The sequence below is a fragment of the Lactivibrio alcoholicus genome, assembly GCF_055390895.1.
In genome coordinates this window covers 1,289,576-1,306,061 of record NZ_AP042471.1, presented here as the reverse complement: position 1 = coordinate 1,306,061, position 16,486 = coordinate 1,289,576, and the positions used below count along the sequence as shown (strand labels likewise).

The 16,486-nt window shown below is 64.4% G+C and carries 16 protein-coding genes; 11 read left to right on the top strand and 5 right to left on the bottom strand.

All coding sequences use genetic code 11. The features are described 5' to 3' along the window. Positions 1 to 24: 24 nt before the first annotated feature. From ACZ5IU_RS06190 to ACZ5IU_RS06170, 5 genes are all read right to left on the bottom strand, one after another. Positions 25 to 819 carry an ATP-binding protein gene (locus ACZ5IU_RS06190; protein WP_464421322.1) on the bottom strand — a complete coding sequence of 265 codons (795 nt, stop codon included), beginning with the start codon at positions 817 to 819 and terminating at the stop codon, positions 25 to 27. Beyond that, a complete protein-coding gene (locus ACZ5IU_RS06185; RefSeq protein WP_464421321.1) occupies positions 816 to 1,241 on the bottom strand; it encodes an RrF2 family transcriptional regulator in 426 nt (141 codons plus the stop codon). Before ACZ5IU_RS06185 ends, ACZ5IU_RS06190 begins: the two co-directional genes overlap by 4 nt. Positions 1,242 to 1,336: 95 nt before the next feature. Further along, on the bottom strand, positions 1,337 to 2,788 hold the full coding sequence (locus tag ACZ5IU_RS06180; protein ID WP_464421320.1) for a TrkH family potassium uptake protein: 1,452 nt from the start codon (positions 2,786 to 2,788) through the stop codon (positions 1,337 to 1,339). Between the two features lies 1 nt (position 2,789). Beyond that, positions 2,790 to 4,154 carry a Trk system potassium transporter TrkA gene (gene trkA, locus ACZ5IU_RS06175; protein ID WP_464421319.1) on the bottom strand — a complete coding sequence of 455 codons (1,365 nt, stop codon included), beginning with the start codon at positions 4,152 to 4,154 and terminating at the stop codon, positions 2,790 to 2,792. Positions 4,155 to 4,275: 121 nt separating this feature from the next. Continuing rightward, positions 4,276 to 5,448, bottom strand: coding sequence for an aminotransferase class V-fold PLP-dependent enzyme (locus tag ACZ5IU_RS06170; protein ID WP_464421318.1), 1,173 nt, complete (start codon positions 5,446 to 5,448; stop codon positions 4,276 to 4,278). Between the two features lie 202 nt (positions 5,449 to 5,650). On the opposite strand from ACZ5IU_RS06170, the gene ACZ5IU_RS06165 reads away from it, so the two are divergent. The 11 genes from ACZ5IU_RS06165 (at position 5,651) to ACZ5IU_RS06115 (ending at position 16,483) form a co-directional block, all read left to right on the top strand. After that, positions 5,651 to 6,340, top strand: a complete 690-nt coding sequence (locus ACZ5IU_RS06165; RefSeq protein ID WP_464421317.1) for a metal-dependent transcriptional regulator — start codon at positions 5,651 to 5,653, stop codon at positions 6,338 to 6,340. Further along, a complete protein-coding gene (locus ACZ5IU_RS06160) occupies positions 6,315 to 6,539 on the top strand; it encodes a FeoA family protein (protein WP_464421316.1) in 225 nt (74 codons plus the stop codon). The genes ACZ5IU_RS06165 and ACZ5IU_RS06160 overlap by 26 nt, the downstream gene beginning before the upstream one ends. A 78-nt stretch (positions 6,540 to 6,617) precedes the next feature. Next, on the top strand, positions 6,618 to 8,768 hold the full coding sequence (gene feoB, locus ACZ5IU_RS06155; protein WP_464421315.1) for a ferrous iron transport protein B: 2,151 nt from the start codon (positions 6,618 to 6,620) through the stop codon (positions 8,766 to 8,768). A 197-nt stretch (positions 8,769 to 8,965) separates the two neighbouring features. Further along, positions 8,966 to 10,057 carry a butyrate kinase gene (gene buk / locus ACZ5IU_RS06150; RefSeq protein WP_464421314.1) on the top strand — a complete coding sequence of 364 codons (1,092 nt, stop codon included), beginning with the start codon at positions 8,966 to 8,968 and terminating at the stop codon, positions 10,055 to 10,057. Next, complete coding sequence (locus tag ACZ5IU_RS06145; protein WP_464421313.1) at positions 10,054 to 10,959, top strand: bifunctional enoyl-CoA hydratase/phosphate acetyltransferase; 906 nt, start codon at positions 10,054 to 10,056, stop codon at positions 10,957 to 10,959. Before buk (ACZ5IU_RS06150) ends, ACZ5IU_RS06145 begins: the two co-directional genes overlap by 4 nt. 20 nt (positions 10,960 to 10,979) lie before the next feature. Beyond that, a complete protein-coding gene (locus ACZ5IU_RS06140) occupies positions 10,980 to 11,915 on the top strand; it encodes a bifunctional enoyl-CoA hydratase/phosphate acetyltransferase (protein ID WP_464421312.1) in 936 nt (311 codons plus the stop codon). 128 nt (positions 11,916 to 12,043) lie between these two features. After that, entirely contained in the window at positions 12,044 to 13,114 is a 1,071-nt protein-coding gene (buk, locus tag ACZ5IU_RS06135; RefSeq protein ID WP_464421311.1) for a butyrate kinase, read from the top strand. 235 nt (positions 13,115 to 13,349) lie between these two features. Beyond that, complete coding sequence (locus tag ACZ5IU_RS06130) at positions 13,350 to 13,937, top strand: hypothetical protein (protein ID WP_464421310.1); 588 nt, start codon at positions 13,350 to 13,352, stop codon at positions 13,935 to 13,937. Beyond that, complete coding sequence (locus tag ACZ5IU_RS06125; RefSeq protein ID WP_464421309.1) at positions 13,937 to 14,854, top strand: Ppx/GppA phosphatase family protein; 918 nt, start codon at positions 13,937 to 13,939, stop codon at positions 14,852 to 14,854. The genes ACZ5IU_RS06130 and ACZ5IU_RS06125 overlap by 1 nt, the downstream gene beginning before the upstream one ends. A gap of 48 nt (positions 14,855 to 14,902) precedes the next feature. Next, the gene (locus ACZ5IU_RS06120; RefSeq protein ID WP_464421308.1) at positions 14,903 to 15,859 is read left to right on the top strand and encodes a Bug family tripartite tricarboxylate transporter substrate binding protein; all 957 of its coding nucleotides are present in this window, start codon (positions 14,903 to 14,905) and stop codon (positions 15,857 to 15,859) included. A gap of 69 nt (positions 15,860 to 15,928) precedes the next feature. Next, complete coding sequence (locus ACZ5IU_RS06115) at positions 15,929 to 16,483, top strand: tripartite tricarboxylate transporter TctB family protein (RefSeq protein ID WP_464421307.1); 555 nt, start codon at positions 15,929 to 15,931, stop codon at positions 16,481 to 16,483. The last annotated feature ends 3 nt before the right edge of the window (positions 16,484 to 16,486 follow it).

Genomic DNA, 16,486 nt, shown 5'->3' with positions numbered 1-16,486 from the left:
CGTGTCTGTTTTGTGGAGCCGTCTCTATGCGTTCGTTCCGAAGATCCACGTCTTCGTTTCCCTGTCGAGAATGTCGCCCCGGACGCCGACCGTCGTGATCCGGAGCGCGGCGTCGCGCCCCACGCGGCGGATCGCTTCCTCGAGGATCCGCGTCATGCCCCCGCAGCAGGGGACTTCCATTCGAACGAGCGAGAGCGTCGCCGGTTCGTTCACTTCGATGATCCGCGCGAGCTTATCGACGTACCACTGCGCGTCGTCGAGCTTGGGGCACCCGACGAGGCAGACGGTGTTCGGCCCGGAGAGGAACGTCCGGTAGAAATCGGGGTGCGCGAAGGCGGTGCAGTCGGCGGCGATCAGGAGATCTGCGCCCTTGAGGTAGGGAGCGTTTTCGGGAACGAGCCGCAGCTGCACGGGCCAGTTCGACAAACGCGATTCCGTCGGTTCGGACGGTCTATTCTGTAGTGTATCAGAAGTCTGACTTCGCCTCAAATCGCGCATGGCGCTCCCGGGACAGCCGCACCCGAGACTTCCGGCCTCCGGGGATTTCGGAGCCGCTTCCGGCTTCTTCGAATGTCCGGCCTGCGCGAGCGCAGCGGCCTCGTCGAACGGAGCCGCCTCGCGCTCCTCGATCGTGAGCGCGCCCCGGGGGCATTCGCCGATGCATGCGCCGAGCCCGTCGCAGTACGAATCGCTCACGAGCTTCGCCTTTCCGTCGACGATCCGGATCGCACCCTCGTGGCAGGTCTGCGCGCACTGGCCGCAGCCGTCGCACTTCTCTTCGTCGATCCGGATGATCTTTCTCGTCGCCCTTCCGCTCATCTCTTCGTTCCCTCCTCGTCCTTCGCGGAGAGGTCCGCGAGGGTGACTCTGTGAAGATAGTCCAGAAATTCCCGTTCCATCCGCTCCGTCTCTCCCCCGAAGATGCAGCGCCCGAAGGGGCATTCGTTCGCTCCGAGAAGGCACGCGCCGCACTCGGTCGTTCCTTCGATCGCCTCGTACACGCGGAAGAGCGTCACGGTGCGGGGATCGTCCGCGATCTCAAAGCCGCCCCCCGGCCCCCGCGTGGAATGGACGAGCCCGGCATGGACGAGACGTTGGAAGACCTTCAGAAGGTGTGCCTCCGAGACGCCGATCGCCTCCGAAATCTCGTGACCGCTCATTCGCGCTCCCCGGATCGCGAGGAGCCCCATGCCGTGAAAGGCGATCGACACCGCCTCCGAAATCCGAAACAACCCTGCCATACCGCCACCTCCGTTTACAGGAATAAAGGTACCACAATTCTTGAATATGTCAAGAAGAAAACGGCCTCGCGGAAGAGGCCGTCGAATGTCAGATTCTACCGTCGCCAGGTGACGGGGAGGAAGAGGAGGACGACCGTGTAGAGTTCGAGTCGTCCGAGGAGCATGCAGAGCGACAGGACCCACTTGCCGGCCGCCGGAACGCCGGCGTAGTTGTCCATCGGGCCGACGGAGCCGAAGCCCGGGCCGACGTTGCCGATCGTCGCCGCGACGCTCGATATGGCCGTGACGATGTCGAGGCCGAGACAGGCCATGACGATCGTCGCCGTCGCGAACAGCGCGATGTAGAGGATGAAAAACGCGGTGACGGATGTGATCGCGTCCCGGGGTACGGGCTTGCCGCACACGCGGCAGGTCATGATCCCCTGCGGGTGGAGGATTCTCAGGAGTTCCATCTTGACGTGACGCAGCACGAGCATGATCCGGAGGTTCTTGATGCCGCCGCCGGTCGATCCGGCGCACCCGCCGACGAACATCAGGAGCAGCATGACGATTTGCGTGCCCGGATGCCACGTTTCGTAGTCCGCCGTGACGAACCCCGTCGTCGTGATCATGCTGACGACCTGGAACGCGGCGTAGCGCAGCGCGTCGGCGACGCCCGCGTATGTCCCCGTGGCGAGCAGCAGGACGGAGACGATGAGAGTCGCGCCGCCAGTGACGTATGTGTAGAACCGGAATTCGTCGTCCTTCCAGAAGATGCCCCACTTGCCCTTCAAAAAGAAGTAGTGCAGCGTGAAGTTGGCCCCCGCGAGAAACATGAAGATCGTGATGACCCAGTCGAAGTACGCGCTGTTATATTGTCCGATCGATTTGTTGAGCGGCGAGAAGCCGCCCGTCGCCATCGTGCCGAACGTATGCGTGAGCGACTCGAAGAGGTTCATGCCCCCGAGCATCAGGAGGACGGTCTGCGCGACGGACATGAGAACGTAGACGCCCCAGAGGAGGAGCGCCGTCTGCTGGACGCGAGGAGTGAGCTTTTCCGGGATCGGCCCGGGAACCTCGGCCTTGTAGAGCTGCATTCCGCCGACGCCGAGGAACGGCAGGATCGCGAGGCTCAGGACGATGATTCCCATGCCCCCGAGCCAGTGCGTGAGGTCGCGCCAGAAGAGGATTCCGCGAGGGTTCGCCTCGATGTCCGAAAGGACCGAGGCTCCCGTCGTCGTGAACCCCGACATCGCCTCGAAGAACGCGTCCGTGAACGAGGGAACCGTACCGTGGAGCAGGTAGGGCAACCCGCCGACGACCGAGGCGACGACCCACGAAAACGTTACCACCGCGAACGCCTCGCGGACCCCGAGATCCGCGTAGTCGGCATCGCGCCCGATCAGGAAGAGCGCGGCCGAGAAGACGAGCCCCGCCGCGATGGATTCCATGAAGGGGTTCACGTCCGCGCTTCCGTCCCAGATCGCCCAGGCGAGCGGCCAGAGCATGAACAGCGCGACGATTCCCGAAATGAGCGACAGGACCTTCAGAACGACCCGAAAGCGCATATCAGATGCCCCGGAGTCTCTCTACGGCGGTATCCATCAGATCGGACGTCGCGAAGACGATGATTCGGTCTTCCGGCTGGAGGACGGTGGTTCCTCCGGGGACGGAGACGTGCCCCTTTCGGACCACGAGCGCGAGCAGGATTCCCGACGGAAGACCGAGTTCCATGACGGGGACGCCGATCGCGGGGCTCCCCTCCGAGATGAACAGCTCGAGCATCTCCGCGCCGATCTTTTCGATAATCGAGAGCGTCCCCGTACCGGACGGATAGCGGACGTACCGCAGGATTACCGAGGCGAGCGCCTGGTTGGGGTTGACGATGGCGTCCACCGAAATATACGGATCAAGGCGCTGATAGAGCGTCTTCCGTGCGACGGCGATGCTCTTTCGAGCGCCGAGCGACTTGCCGACGACGCCGAGCATGATATTCGCCTCGTCGCTCTCGGTCGCGGCGACGAAGCCATCGGCCTCCTCCACTCCCTCTTGGCGCAGCAGTTCGTCATCGGCTCCCTCGCCGCAGAGAACGAGCGTGCGGCTGAGTTCCTGCGCGAGTCGCTCGCATTTGTCCTTGTTGCGGTCGATGAGGCGGATGTCGACGTCGCGGAACTGGACTTCGAGTCTCCGGGCGACCTGGTACCCGATCTTGCCTCCTCCGACGACGAGCACCCGGCGCAGGGGACTGCTCTTCCTGCCCGTGAAGTATTCTTCGAGGCGCCAGGCATAGTCCTTTGCCGTGACGACGTAGCAGAGGTCTCCCTCCCTGAGCGGCGTCGTTCCGTGCGGAACCTCGCCGCCGTCCTCGCGCTCGACGTAGACGATGATCGCGGTGAAATCCGGGTACGTCTGACGAAGTTCCCTGAGGGTCGCTCCGACAAGAGGGGACCCGTGCGCGAGATGGAACGCGTACATTCCCGCCCGGCCTTCGAGAAGTTCTCCCGTCTGGACGGCCGAGCTTACCGAGAGGAGCTCCATGATTTCACGCGCGACGGATCGCTCCGGGGAGTGCATGACATCGATTCCGAGCTCCTTGCCCCACGTCGGACTATCGGTGAACTCGAGTCCTCTCGCACGCGCGATGACGCGGTCGACGCCGCACCGTTTGGCGATCCAGCACGCGAGGATATTGATTTCGTCGTGGTCCGTGCAGGCCACGAGGATATCGACATCGCATTCCGGCACGACGCCGGCCTGCTCGAGGACGTTCGGCCTCGCTCCGTTGCCCCGGACGACGAGGACGTCGAGCTCGCTCTCCGTCTTCGTCGCCCGCTCTTCGTTCTGCTCCACGACGGTGACGTCGTACCCCTCTTCGGACAGCGTCTGCGCGACGCTGTATCCGACCTCTCCCGCACCGACCACGACGATGCGCATTCTTTCCTCCGCTCCTCCGATTATGCCGTCTCCGTTGCCGCCGGCATGTGCCGTTTCATGAAACAGGCCCGGAGACATGCGCCCCCCAGGGGGCGAATGTCTCCGGGCGCGTCCGCGAACGCTATTTCGCGGGGATCTTCAGTATTTCCGCAAGCGTGCCCAGGCAGACGTCGATATCGGCTTCGGTGTTGAAGTACCCCGGGCTGAGCCGGAGCGCCCCCTGCGGGAAGGTCCCGAGGGTCCTGTGCGCCGTCGGCGCGCAATGGAGCCCGGGCCGGGTTTCGATTCCCGCGCGGTCGACGAGTTCCGACGCGAGGATGCCGTTGTCGGCTCCCTCGAAATTGACCGCGATCACGGGCAGACGTCCATCCATCGTCCGCTTTCCCGCGAGCCTCAGCCCGGGCAGCGTGCCGAGCCCGTTCAGAAGGCGTTGCCCGAGCTCGTGTTCGCGCTTCCGGATCGCATCCATGCCCTCGTCCGCGAGCCAGTCGAGCGCCGAGCCGAGCCCGGCGATCCCAGGGAGGTTCGGCGTTCCGGCCTCGAACTTGTCGGGCAGTTTGTCCGGGTGAAACTCGAGGTGCGAGTAGCTCCCCGTACCGCCCTCGACGAAGCACGCCGTTTCTTCGGCGAAATCGGGTCGCCAGACGACGCCGCCGATCCCCTGGGGACCCATGAGTCCCTTGTGGCCGGTGAAACAGAGCGCGGCGAGATTGAGGGCCGTCATGTCGATCGGGAGAATCCCTGCCGTCTGCGCGGAGTCGAGAACGAGGTTCAGGCCGTAGCCGCTGCAGACCCCGGCGATCCCCTCGAGATCCTGAACCGTGCCGCACACGTTGCTCGCGTGCGTCAGGACCATCATGTCGTACCGGTCGTTTTCGAGCGTCCCGCGAAGATCCTCGAGCGACAGGATTCCCTCCGGGTCGCATTCGAGTACTGTCACGACGACGCCCTGCGACTCGAGTCGCCGGAGCGGCCGCATCGAGGCGTTGTGCTCCATGCTCGTCGTGAGGACGCGCATCCCCGGCTTGAGAAAGCCCTTGAGAACGATGTTGAGCGCTTCCGTCACGTTGGATGCGAAGGTCACGTACCTTGGATCGGCGTTCTCGTGGCCGCCGAAAAGCGACGCGATCTTTTCGCGGCAGCTCATCACCATATCCATCGTTCCGATATCCCGTTTCGCCGCCGCGCCCCGGGCGAGGTTGGCTCCGGCACGGGTCATGAAATCGTACACCGCGCGGGCCACCGGTTCGGGTTTTGGCCACGTCGTTGCGGCGTTGTTCAGATACACGGCCATCTGCATCACTCCTGTCCCGATAGAATTGGGCTCATTCTACCACGAACGGGGAAAACTCCCGGAGCGCGAACCGCGTCGGAGCGCGACGCAGTGCATGACGCGGAATATACGATATCTGACCAAAGTTGTCCTTGACGTATGGATCATCGATGATGTATTCTCATGCCGGAGCAGTTAGACCTCTAAAACACAGGGGGAAGGAATGGCCCTTTCGGCCCGCATAGAAGACTATATGGAAGAGATATTCGCCCTCGAAATCGAAGGGGTCGCGCCGACCGTGACGGAACTCGCGACGCGCACCGGGGTGAGCAAGCCGACGGTGGTCGCGGCGGTGAAGCGTCTCTCCGACGACGGTCTCGTCGTTCACGAACACTACGGCGACCTCTCGCTGACCGACGCGGGGCGCGAGCGGGCGCTCGCGATATACCGGCGCCACGAGCATCTCGCGTTCCTGTTCTCCGAGCTGTTCGGGATCGACAGGGAACGCGCGGAAGCGATCGCCTGCGCGATGGAGCACGAGCTCGACGAGCGGTCCGACGAACGGATCCTCGCGTTCGCGGAGTTTTTTTTCGACGCGCGGCGCAACCAGGAACCCTGGGTTCGCCGAATGGAGCGGTTCATCTCGAATCCGTCGTGCCTCCCGCGTCCGCTGTCGCTTCTGAAAAAGGGGGAGGGGGGACGTGTCGTCCGTCTCACGTGCGCCGGTCCGATTCGCGCGCGGTTGCTCGAGGCGGGGCTGACTCCGGGGACCGGCGTCGAAATGCTGGATCGTTCGGGAACTTCGGTGCGCTGCATGATCTGCGGCGTCGAGGCGGAACTTGAGAAGATCCACGCGCTGACCGTGTGGATCGGGGGAGATGACGACGATGTGTCCGGTGAAAAACATAGCTGAAGGCCGGGAAGTCCGCGTGATGCGCCTGCTCGGATGCGGCCATATGGCCAGACGGCTGTGCGAGGTGGGGGTATACCCCGGCGCGAAGATCCGCGTTCTGCGCAATCAGGGCGGTCCGGTCATGCTCGGTGTGGGAGACGCGCGCTTCGCCGTCGGGCGGGGCATCGCCGAGAAGATTCTCGTGAGTGAAGAGGACTGAGTTTTTCACCTCTTCCATTCAGTTAGAACGGGTGAACTCTTCGAGTCCCTGTTCCGGTAAAGGAGCGTTCCGACCTCGATGATCATTCACGCCTGCAGTTCGTGCCCGCCGACTGAGCGTGTCGCCGGCACGACGTTTTCCGTCGCTCTCGCAGGCAACCCCAATACGGGAAAGACGAGTCTGTTCAACGCGCTCACGGGCGAAAACCGCAAGGTCGGCAACTGGCCCGGCGTTACGGTCGACCTTGCCGTCGGCTCCTTTCCCGACGCCGCCGGGGATATCCGCGTCGTGGATCTCCCGGGAACCTACAGTCTCGGGGCGGCGTCTCCCGACGAGCGCGTGGCGACGGAATTCCTTCTCTCGAGGCGGGCGGACATCGCCGCGATCGTCCTCGACGCGTCGAATCTCGAAAGGAGCCTCTACCTCGCGGTGCAGGTCCTCGAGCTGGACCTTCCCGCGCTTCTCGTCGTGAACATGGGCGACCTCGCGGTCAGCCGCGGAATGGATGTCGACCTCGACGCGCTGTCGCGGCGCTTCGGCGTTCCCGTCGTATCGACGCTCGCGCGCGGCGACTGCGCCCGATGCCTTCCCAGGGCCACCTGCGCCGGGTGCATGTCCCCAAGATGCCTGCCGCGCGGAAGTGGCGTCGACTCCCTCAGGAAAGCCTTTCGCGGCGCCGCGGCGCAGCCCCGGAAGGGGGTGCGCGTCCCGTATGGCGCGGACGTGGCGCGCGCGCACGAGCGCATCGAGTCGGCGCTCTCGTCGGCGCCCGCCGATGCGGTGACGGCATTCGGAGGAGCCAGGATCCTCGCGATCCGGCTCGCGGAGCGCGATCCGATGGCGATGGACCACCTCGCGGCGCTTTCGCCGGACGGAGCGGTCGCCCGCATCCTCGCCGAAGAGGACGCGGCGATGACGGAACGCTTCGGGTACGGGCTCGACACGGCGACGATCGAACGGCGGTGGCGGTTCGTCTCGGAGGCTGCCGCGGCCGTCGTCGCGAAGGGGCGCGTCTACCGCGAACGGCTCTCCGTCACGGACAGGATCGACCGCGTCGTGACGTCGCCGTTCGTCGGCCTTCTGATTTTCCTCGCGGCGACGTGGGGTGTCTTCAAGATCACCTATCTTCTCGGCGATCCCATGGCGCACGTTCTCGGGGCGGGAGTCCAATGGGCGGGAGGGTTCCTGCTCGCGCTGCTCGAACGCGCCGGTGCGCCCGCGATTCTCTCGTCGCTCGTCTCGGACGGAATCATCGGCGGCGTCGGGTCGGTCCTGGTTTTCGTGCCGCAGATCATGCTGCTCTTCGCGGCCGTGGCGATGCTCGAGGAGTCCGGCTACATGGCCCGGGGCGTCTTCGTGATGGACCGCATCATGGCGATGGTGGGGCTCCACGGCAAGAGCTTCATCCCGATGATCATGGGGTTCGGCTGCAACGTCCCCGCGATCGCCGCGACGCGGATTCTCGACAATCCTCGCGACCGCCTCCTCACGCTCATGGTCATCCCGTTCATGAGCTGCTCGGCGCGTCTTCCCGTCTACATCCTCTTCGCGGGGGCCTTTTACGGCGACGACGCCCCGACGGTCGTCTTCTCGCTCTACGTCCTCGGCGTCGTCGTCGCGGTGGCGGCCGCGAAGCTGCTCGGCGGCACGCTCTTCCGCGGCGAGCCGCACGATCTGTTCATCGAGCTTCCTCCCTACCAGATGCCCTCGCTCCGGAACGTCGCCCGCGCGGCGTCCGAGAGCGGAATCATGTTTCTCCGCAAGGCCGGGACGTGGATTCTGGGCGGCGTCGTCATCATGTGGGCGATGGCCAATCTGCCGCCAGGGACCCCCTACGCGGGCGAGGAAAGCCTCGTCGGACGGCTCGGGCACCTGATGGCCCCCGTCCTTGCGCCCGCGGGATACGGCTTCTGGCAGGCCGCCGTCGCGCTCGTTTTCGGCTTCTTCGCGAAGGAAGTGATCGTCGGGACGTTCGGAACGCTTCTCGGCGTTTCCGAAGTCGGTCTCGAACAGGCCCTCGCGCGTTTTTTCACGCCCCTTTCGGCCTACTCGTTCCTCGTGATGACGCTTCTCTACGTTCCGTGCGTCGCGGCCGTCGCGGCGACCTACGCGGAGACGAAGAGCGTCCGCTGGACCGCGTTCATGGTGTTCTTCACGGTGTTCGTCGGCTACGTCGGATCGGTCGTCGTCTTCCAGGCGGGACGCCTCCTGCTGTCGGTTCCGGGCTGATACGCCCCGCCCCGTTCCCGGCCGCGCCGGCGAAAAGAGATCCGGAGGGAGTGCGTTCTTCGTCCGAAACGCCGCTTTCCTTTCTTCCTTCCCCATGCCTTGTCCTGTATAATGGAGTCCAGTAAAAAACGAACGAATCTGAATTCAGACGCATATGTCGGTTCGCTCGTCATTTTGTCGTTCAGGGGGGACGATCTGTGGGGATTCAGGTATTGACCATCAATCCCGGATCAACGAGTACGAAGATCGCCTGGTTCGATTCGGACCGGGAAGTGTGGCGCGAGACGGTCCGGCACGATCCTGCGGAACTCGCGGCTTTCGCGAACGTGGCGGATCAGTTCGATTTTCGGCGGAAGACGATCGAAGAGGCGATCGCGGCGCACGGGTCGTCGCTCGCGGACCTCGGTTGCGTCTGCGGCCGCGGCGGACTCGTCGACCCGATCCCCGGGGGGACGTACGCGGTGGACCAGGCGCTCATCGACCGGCTTCGAGTCGGCAAGCCATGGGAACACGCCTCCAACCTCGGCGGGATCATCGCGAAGGCGATGGCCGACCCCCTCGGAATCCCCTCATTCATCGTCGATCCCGTCGCCGTGGACGAAATGGAGGACGTCGCCCGGATCACGGGGCTGCCCGAACTCCCGAAGGTCTCCCTCGCCCACGCGCTCAACGTCAAGGCGACAGTCCGCCGCGCCGCGAAGGATCTCGGAAGACCATGGGACGAACTGGACTTCGTCGTCGCGCACATCGGCGGCGGCATCACGATCTGCGCGCATCGTAGGGGGCGCATGGTCGACGTGAACTGCGGCAACGATTTCGGTCCCTTCTCGCCCGAACGCGCGGGCGGTCTTCCCGCGGGCGACCTCGTGCGTCTGTGCTTCAGCGGTTCTCTCTCGCTCAAGGATATGCTCCGGCGCCTTGCCGGACAGGGAGGGATGTTCGCCCATCTCGGGACGAGCGACCTTCGCGAAGTCAAGGGACGCATCGCCTCGGGCGACGAACGCGCGGCGTTCGTCTACCGCGCCATGGCGTACGCCGTCGCGAAGGAGATCGGCGCGCAGGCGACCGCGATCGACGGAAAGGTCGACGCGATCCTGTTCACGGGCGGCGTGGCCTACGACAGCGACTTCGTGGCGCTCGTGCAGGAGCGCGTACAGTGGATCGCCCCGGTGCTTCTGTATCCGGGCGAGGATGAAATGAAGGCGCTCGCCGAGGGGGCGCTCCGCGTGCTCTCGGGCGAGGAAACCGCCAAACGCTACGGGGATTGTGCGGGAGGGACGAAACGATGACGATGCGGAACCTGGACTTTCTTCTCGATCTCTGCTCCGGCGGGAGGAAGATGACGATAGCGGTCGCGTGCCCCTACGGCGACGACGCGCTCGCGGCGGTCTGCGCGGCGCACGCGAAAGGACTCGTCAACGGCGTCCTCGTCGGCGACGCGGCGAAGATCCGCTCGCTCGCCGAGAGGGACGGACTCAGTCTCGACGGTATCGGGATCGTCGACGAGAAGACGGACGACCTCGCGGTCGAGAGATCCGTCAAGATGGTGTCGTGCGGCGACGCCGACCTTCTCATGAAGGGACTCGTGAAGACCGCGACGCTGCTCAAGGCCGTCCTCAACAAGGAGTGGGGCCTGCGGACGGGATCGCTCCTGTCGCATCTCTTCCTGCAGGAGATCACGGTCATGGAGAAGCGGATCTTCGGTCTCACGGACGGCGGGATGAACATGTATCCGGATCTCCCCACGAAGGTGGGGATTATCCAGAACGCCGTCGAGTGCTACCATAAACTCGGAGTCCAGTGCCCGATGATCGCGGCCCTCGCGGCCGTCGAAGTCGTGAACCCCGACATGCCCTGTTCGATCGATGCCGCCGCGCTCGCGAAGATGAGCGACCGCGGGCAGATCAAGGGGTGCGTCGTCGACGGACCGTTCGCGCTCGACAACGCGGTCTCCGAGGAGGCGGCGAAGATCAAGGGGATCTCCTCTCCCGTCGCCGGAAACGCGGACATCCTCCTCGTGCCGACGATCGAGGCCGGAAACCTCGTCGGAAAGGTCATGACGTACCTCGCGAAAGAACGCGGGGCGGGCGTCGTCCTCGGCGCCCGGAAACCCATCGTTCTTACGAGCCGTTTCGACTCCATGGAAACAAAATTGCTCTCCATCGCGCTCGGCGCGGTGGTGGCGCGATAATCGAAGGAGGGTGCCACAGAATGGAACAGATCCGCACGTTGTCCGCACTGCTTGAATACGCGAAGAAGATCGGGAAGGAACAGGGCCCGAAGAAGGTCTCGGTTGCCATGGCCGAAGACGCCGGGTTGATTTCCGCGCTCGAGGAGGCCCGCACGGCAGGCTTCGCGAACTCGATCCTCGTCGGAAACGCGTCGAAGATCAAGGCCGCGGCCGAACAGGCCGGCGTCGATCTCGCGAACTACAAGGTCATCGACGAGAGCAACGAGGGACAGATGGGCATGAAGTCCGTCGCGCTCGTCTCCTCCGGCGAAGCCGACATCTACATGAAGGGCCAGATCCACACGAACAACTTCCTGCGCGCGATGCTCAACAAGGAAGTCGGCCTGCGCTCCGGAAAGAACACGATCTCCCACTGCTACTTCCACACCGTCGAGGGCTTCGACCACGTCTTCTTCATCGCCGACGCGGCCTTCAACATGTATCCTGATCTCGCCGCCAAGGCCGACATCCTCCAGAACACCGTCAACCTCGCCCGCGCGTTCGGCGTCGAGGAGCCCAAGGTCGCCGTCCTCGCGGCCGTCGAGGTCGTCAACCCCGACATGGCCTGCACGCTCGACGCGGCCGCGCTGACGCAGATGAACCGCCGCGGCCAGATCAAGAACTGCATCGTCGACGGCCCGTTCGCGCTCGACAACGCGGTCTCCGAGGAATCCGCGAAGACCAAGGGCATCGTCTCGCCGGTCGCCGGACATGCCGACGTCATGATCGTGCCGAACATCGACGCGGGCAACATGATGGTCAAGGCTCTCGTCTACTTCTCGAAAAACGAGACCGCCGGACTCATCCTCGGCGCAACGGCGCCGGTCGTGCTCACGAGCCGTGCCGATTCCCCGAGGGCGAAGCTGCTCTCCGTCGCGGCGGCGGTCGCGCTCTCGGCGTTCCAGAAGAAAAAGTAATCCGCACCGAAGACGAACGGAAACACCGGCCGGAGGAAGACGCGCGCAGCCTCTTCCTCCGGCTGTCGCATTACGATGTCCCGCGCCGAAACGGACGCGGAGCATGTGATCGATTGGAGGAGTGTGCAATGAAGGTTCTTGCGATCAACCCCGGGTCCACGAGCACGAAGGTGGCGCTCTTTCAGGATGGGAAGGAAGTCTGGTCCGACACCCAGCGGTACGATGTCGACGTCATCCGTCGCTTCAAGGGAATTTCCGAACAGGAGGAGTTCCGCTTCCAGGAGATCCTGAAGGCGATGGCGTCCCACGGAACGAAGCCCGAGGATCTCGACGGCGTCGTCGGTCGCGGCGGCCTGCTGCGGCCCATCCCCGGAGGCACCTACGAGGTGGGCGAACCGATGCTCCGGGATCTGCGCTCCTGCCGCTACGGTTCCCACGCGAGCAACCTCGGGGCGCCGCTCGCGCTCCGTATCGCCGAAAAATCGGCGGGGAAGCGTGCGTTCATCGTCGATCCCGTCGTCGTCGACGAACTGGTCCCGGAAGCGCGCGTCTCGGGCCTTCCCGAGATCGAACGCCGGTCGCTCTTCCACGCACTCAATCAGAAAGCCGTCGCGCGGCGGACCGCGTCCGACCTCGGAAGACCGCTTGCGGACTGCAACTTCATCGTCGCGCACATGGGCGGCGGAATCTCCGTCGGCGCGCACGACCACGGCAGGATCGTCGACGTCAACAACGCGCTCGACGGGCAGGGGCCCTTTTCGCCGGAGCGCGCGGGATCGCTTCCCGCCGGGGCGCTCGTACGCCTCGCCTACAGCGGCGAGTTCGACCTCGAACAGCTCTTGAAAAAGCTCGTCGGCGGCGGCGGCCTCGTCGCGCATCTCGGCACGAACGACCTCCGCGAGGTCGAGAAGATGATGGACTCGGGCAACGAACGCGCGAAGCTCGTCTTCGAAGCGCTCGGATACCACGTCGCCAAGGAAATCGGCGCGTGCGCGGCCGTCCTGAAGGGGCATGTCGACGCGATCGCGCTCACCGGAGGTCTGGCCTACAGCGCGCGACTCGTGCAGTACATTACGGAGAAGGTCGCGTTCATCGCGCGCGTGTTCGTCTATCCGGGAGAGGACGAGATGAAGGCTCTGGCCGACGGAGCGACGCGCGTCCTCGAAGGCGGGGAGGAAGCGAAGATATACGCGGAGTGACGCGGGAGGAACCGGGAATCCTCCTGCCTTGACAAGATCCGCATATTGGGGCTATAAAGAATAGGGTTGAGCGGAACTTGATAGAACAGAATATTCTGCATGAAATCGATGCGTTCATGCACAGGGTGTTCTGCCCATATCGTCGTCTGATCTTCATTGGGAGGGAGCCTGAGGCCCCCTCCCTTTTTTATACGCCTGAAAGCCCGGGCGATCTCGAAAACATGGAGGGGACAGCATGGCCAAACCGATTGTCGCGCGGTGGGAGTGGAGGACGTTCGGTGCCGAGTTCGAGGAGCCCGAGAAGCGGATCCGGGCGCACGAGCAGGGGAATTTCAAGGAGAGCGAGGAAGTCTATATTCTCTCGCGGGGCAGCGACGAGAACATCAAGGTCCGCGACGACCTCCTCGACATCAAGTCGCTCCGTAACGTCAACGAGGCGAAGCTCGAGCAGTGGTTCCCGATCATGAAGGCCTCCTTCCCGATCGGGCGGGAGCAGCTCAGGGAGCTGTTCGCGGTGTTCAAGGTCCCCGAGCCGATCTTCGGCCGGAAGGAATACACGTTCGAGCAGTTCCTGAACGAACTCGTCCGTCCGAACGAGAACCTCAGGCTCGTCAACGTGAAGAAGAAGCGTTTCATCTACGTGATCAACGGCGCGATCTGCGAGATCGCCGAGACGGAGTTCGACGGCGTCGCGCTGCGGACGCTCTGCGTCGAGCACGAGGATCCGGAACTCGTCCTGAAGACCGTCCGGGAACTCGCGTGCGAGGACTACCCCAACATCAACTATATCCAGGCGATGAAGAAGACCGTGGGGATGGCGTGATGAGCGATCTTCGGGCCGTCATCGACGTCGGAACGAACTCCATCAAGTTCCACGTCGCGAAAAGGATGGACGACGGGACGCTCGGGACCGTCGTCGACGAGAACGACATAGCGCGTCTGGGCGAAGGGCTTCGGGAAACCGGACTCATCGCGCCCGAACCGCTCGAGCGCAACGCGCAGTCGGTCGCCGCGTTCGTCGCGCGCGCGCGGTCGCTCGGCGCGGAACACCCCGAGATCGTCGGCACGATGGCGCTCCGGACCGCGAAGAACGCGGACGCCTTCATCGCCCGCGTGAAGGAGCTGTCCGGCGCGACGCTCCGCGTCATCGGCGGCGAAGAGGAGGCGCGCATCTCGTACCTCGCCGTCATGTCCGGCCTCCCGGTGGGCGACGGCGAACTCGTCACGTTCGACACGGGGGGCGGCAGCACGGAATTCGTCTACGGCAAGGGCGCGTCGATGCTCCGCAAGTTCAGCGTCACGCTCGGCGCCGTCAGGATCACCGAGGAGTTCTTCCGCGAGGATCCGGTGCTTCAGGGCGCGGTCGAACGCGCCGAAGCGGAGATCGTGAAGAGCCTGAAGGACGGCGGCGTCTCGGGACGGACGGACTTCCTCGTCGGCATGGGCGGGACCGTGACGAGCCTCGCGTCCGTGAAGTTCGAAATGGCCGTCTACGATCCGGACGTCGTCCAGGGATCGACGCTCACGCTCGGCGAAATCGACGCCCAGATCGCCGACTACGCGGGCAAGACGCTCGAACAGCGGCGCGCGATCGTGGGACTCCAGCCCAAGCGGGCGGACGTCATCCTCGCGGGGGCGTGCATCGTCCGCGCGATCTGCACGCTCCTGGGCGTTTCGTCGTTCACGGTGAGCGACCGCGGCCTTCGCCACGGTCTCGTCTACGAGCTGTTCCGAAAGTAGGGTTCACGAGCCGGAACACCGGCCATCTCACGAAAGGGGACGTGTCACATGAAACGAACGGTACTCTGGCTTTCCGTTGTCGCGATTCTGGTCTCGTCCGCCTGCGCCGCGCTTGCGGCCTACCCCGAGAAACCGATCCACGTCGTCAACTACGTCGGCCCCGGCGGCCTCATGGACGTCACGAGCCGGAAGTTCGTATCCGTCGCGAAGAAGTTCACCGACGCGACGTTCGTCATCGAGAACAAGGAGGGCGCGGGCGGCCTCGTCGGAATGCAGGCGGTTCTCGAACAGCCCGCCGACGGCTACACCGTCTTCGCGGCCACGACGTCGAACATCGCGAAGGTCCTCACGTCGAAGAAGAACGTCGACGAGTACGTCTGGGGCTTCGAATGGATCGCGATGCTCATGAAGGATCCCGAGTGTCTGATCGCCGCGGAGAAGGCGCCCGTGAACTCGTGGGAGTCGCTCGTGAAGGACGCGAAGGAAAAGAACGGCGCGCAGCTCTGGACCGGCCCTGCGGCCGGCGGCAACGACCACCTGATCGCGATGAAGGTCTGGGACAAGGCCGGAATCGTCGGAAAGTGGATCCCCTACAAGTCGGGCCCCGAGGCGATGATGGCGCTCCTGAGCGGTCAGGGCGTCGTCTATGTCGGCAACCCGGCGGACGTCGGCGGACGCGAGGGTTTCAAAATCATCGCCGTGGCGCGCGGCGAGCGCATGAAGCAGTTCCCGGACGTCCCCACGTTCGCCGAACTCGGCGTCAAGGGGCTCGAGGACGAGGTCATGTGGCGCGGATTCGCCGTGAGGAAGGGAACGCCCGAAGAGGCGATCGTCTGGTGGGAGACGCTCCTGAAGAAGGTCGTGGCCGATCCCGAATGGCGCGGCTTCCTCGAGAAGGACGGCATCGACGTGGTCGATTACGGCCGCAAGGAATTCACGGAGCAGATCAAGAAGGATCTCGAAGATTCGACGACGTATCTCAGGAAGTACGGACTGATCAAGTAGAGCGACGCGCACGACGCCGCGGGGGGCGACGTCCCCCGCGGCCATTGCGGCGTGGAGGTGTTCCCCGGAATGGACATCATCGGTTTCCTCGGGAAAGGGAAGGGTGCGCTGGTGCTGTTCGGCGCGTGCGCGGCGGTTCTCGTCGTTCTCTCCTTCCTCCTTCGTTCCACGAAGTTCGCGCCCCGGCGCGGGCGGATCCTGATCGTCGCGGCGCTTCTGGAACTCTGCGGCGTCTTTTTCTTTTTGACCTTCGGACTTGAAGACATCGAGGCCGTCGGCAGCAGCGCGAAGACCGCGCCGCGCCTGTGGGCCTCGCTCCTGGCGTTCTTTTCCCTCGACCAGCTCCGGCGCGTTCTTTCCGGCGACGCGAAGCCCGACCCGGAAAGCGGCGATCTCTCGCGCGTCTTTCGCGCGATCGCCATCGTCGCGCTCGCGATATGGGGAATGGCATACGTCGGATTCTACGTCGCTACGTGCGGGATGATCCTCCTGCTGCTCCTGCTGCTCGGCGAAAGGCGCCCCCTGATGCTGCTGTCGCTCCCCGGAGGATGGCTGTTCTTCTCGTATTTCGTGTTCGCCCGCGTGCTCATGATGGGACTTCCGACGGGCGCGCTCTTCGGGTGAGGT

Coding starts and splice junctions, on each gene's coding strand:
- ACZ5IU_RS06120 (WP_464421308.1), top strand. CDS start 14,903: ATGAAACGAACGGTACTCTGGCTTTCCGTTGTCGCGATTCTGGTCTCG.
- trkA (WP_464421319.1), bottom strand. CDS start 4,154: ATGCGCATCGTCGTGGTCGGTGCGGGAGAGGTCGGATACAGCGTCGCG.
- ACZ5IU_RS06180 (WP_464421320.1), bottom strand. CDS start 2,788: ATGCGCTTTCGGGTCGTTCTGAAGGTCCTGTCGCTCATTTCGGGAATC.
- ACZ5IU_RS06185 (WP_464421321.1), bottom strand. CDS start 1,241: ATGGCAGGGTTGTTTCGGATTTCGGAGGCGGTGTCGATCGCCTTTCAC.
- ACZ5IU_RS06160 (WP_464421316.1), top strand. CDS start 6,315: ATGTGTCCGGTGAAAAACATAGCTGAAGGCCGGGAAGTCCGCGTGATG.
- ACZ5IU_RS06165 (WP_464421317.1), top strand. CDS start 5,651: ATGGCCCTTTCGGCCCGCATAGAAGACTATATGGAAGAGATATTCGCC.
- ACZ5IU_RS06170 (WP_464421318.1), bottom strand. CDS start 5,448: ATGGCCGTGTATCTGAACAACGCCGCAACGACGTGGCCAAAACCCGAA.
- ACZ5IU_RS06145 (WP_464421313.1), top strand. CDS start 10,054: ATGACGATGCGGAACCTGGACTTTCTTCTCGATCTCTGCTCCGGCGGG.
- ACZ5IU_RS06130 (WP_464421310.1), top strand. CDS start 13,350: ATGGCCAAACCGATTGTCGCGCGGTGGGAGTGGAGGACGTTCGGTGCC.
- feoB (WP_464421315.1), top strand. CDS start 6,618: ATGATCATTCACGCCTGCAGTTCGTGCCCGCCGACTGAGCGTGTCGCC.
- ACZ5IU_RS06125 (WP_464421309.1), top strand. CDS start 13,937: ATGAGCGATCTTCGGGCCGTCATCGACGTCGGAACGAACTCCATCAAG.
- ACZ5IU_RS06115 (WP_464421307.1), top strand. CDS start 15,929: ATGGACATCATCGGTTTCCTCGGGAAAGGGAAGGGTGCGCTGGTGCTG.
- ACZ5IU_RS06140 (WP_464421312.1), top strand. CDS start 10,980: ATGGAACAGATCCGCACGTTGTCCGCACTGCTTGAATACGCGAAGAAG.
- buk (WP_464421311.1), top strand. CDS start 12,044: ATGAAGGTTCTTGCGATCAACCCCGGGTCCACGAGCACGAAGGTGGCG.
- ACZ5IU_RS06190 (WP_464421322.1), bottom strand. CDS start 819: ATGAGCGGAAGGGCGACGAGAAAGATCATCCGGATCGACGAAGAGAAG.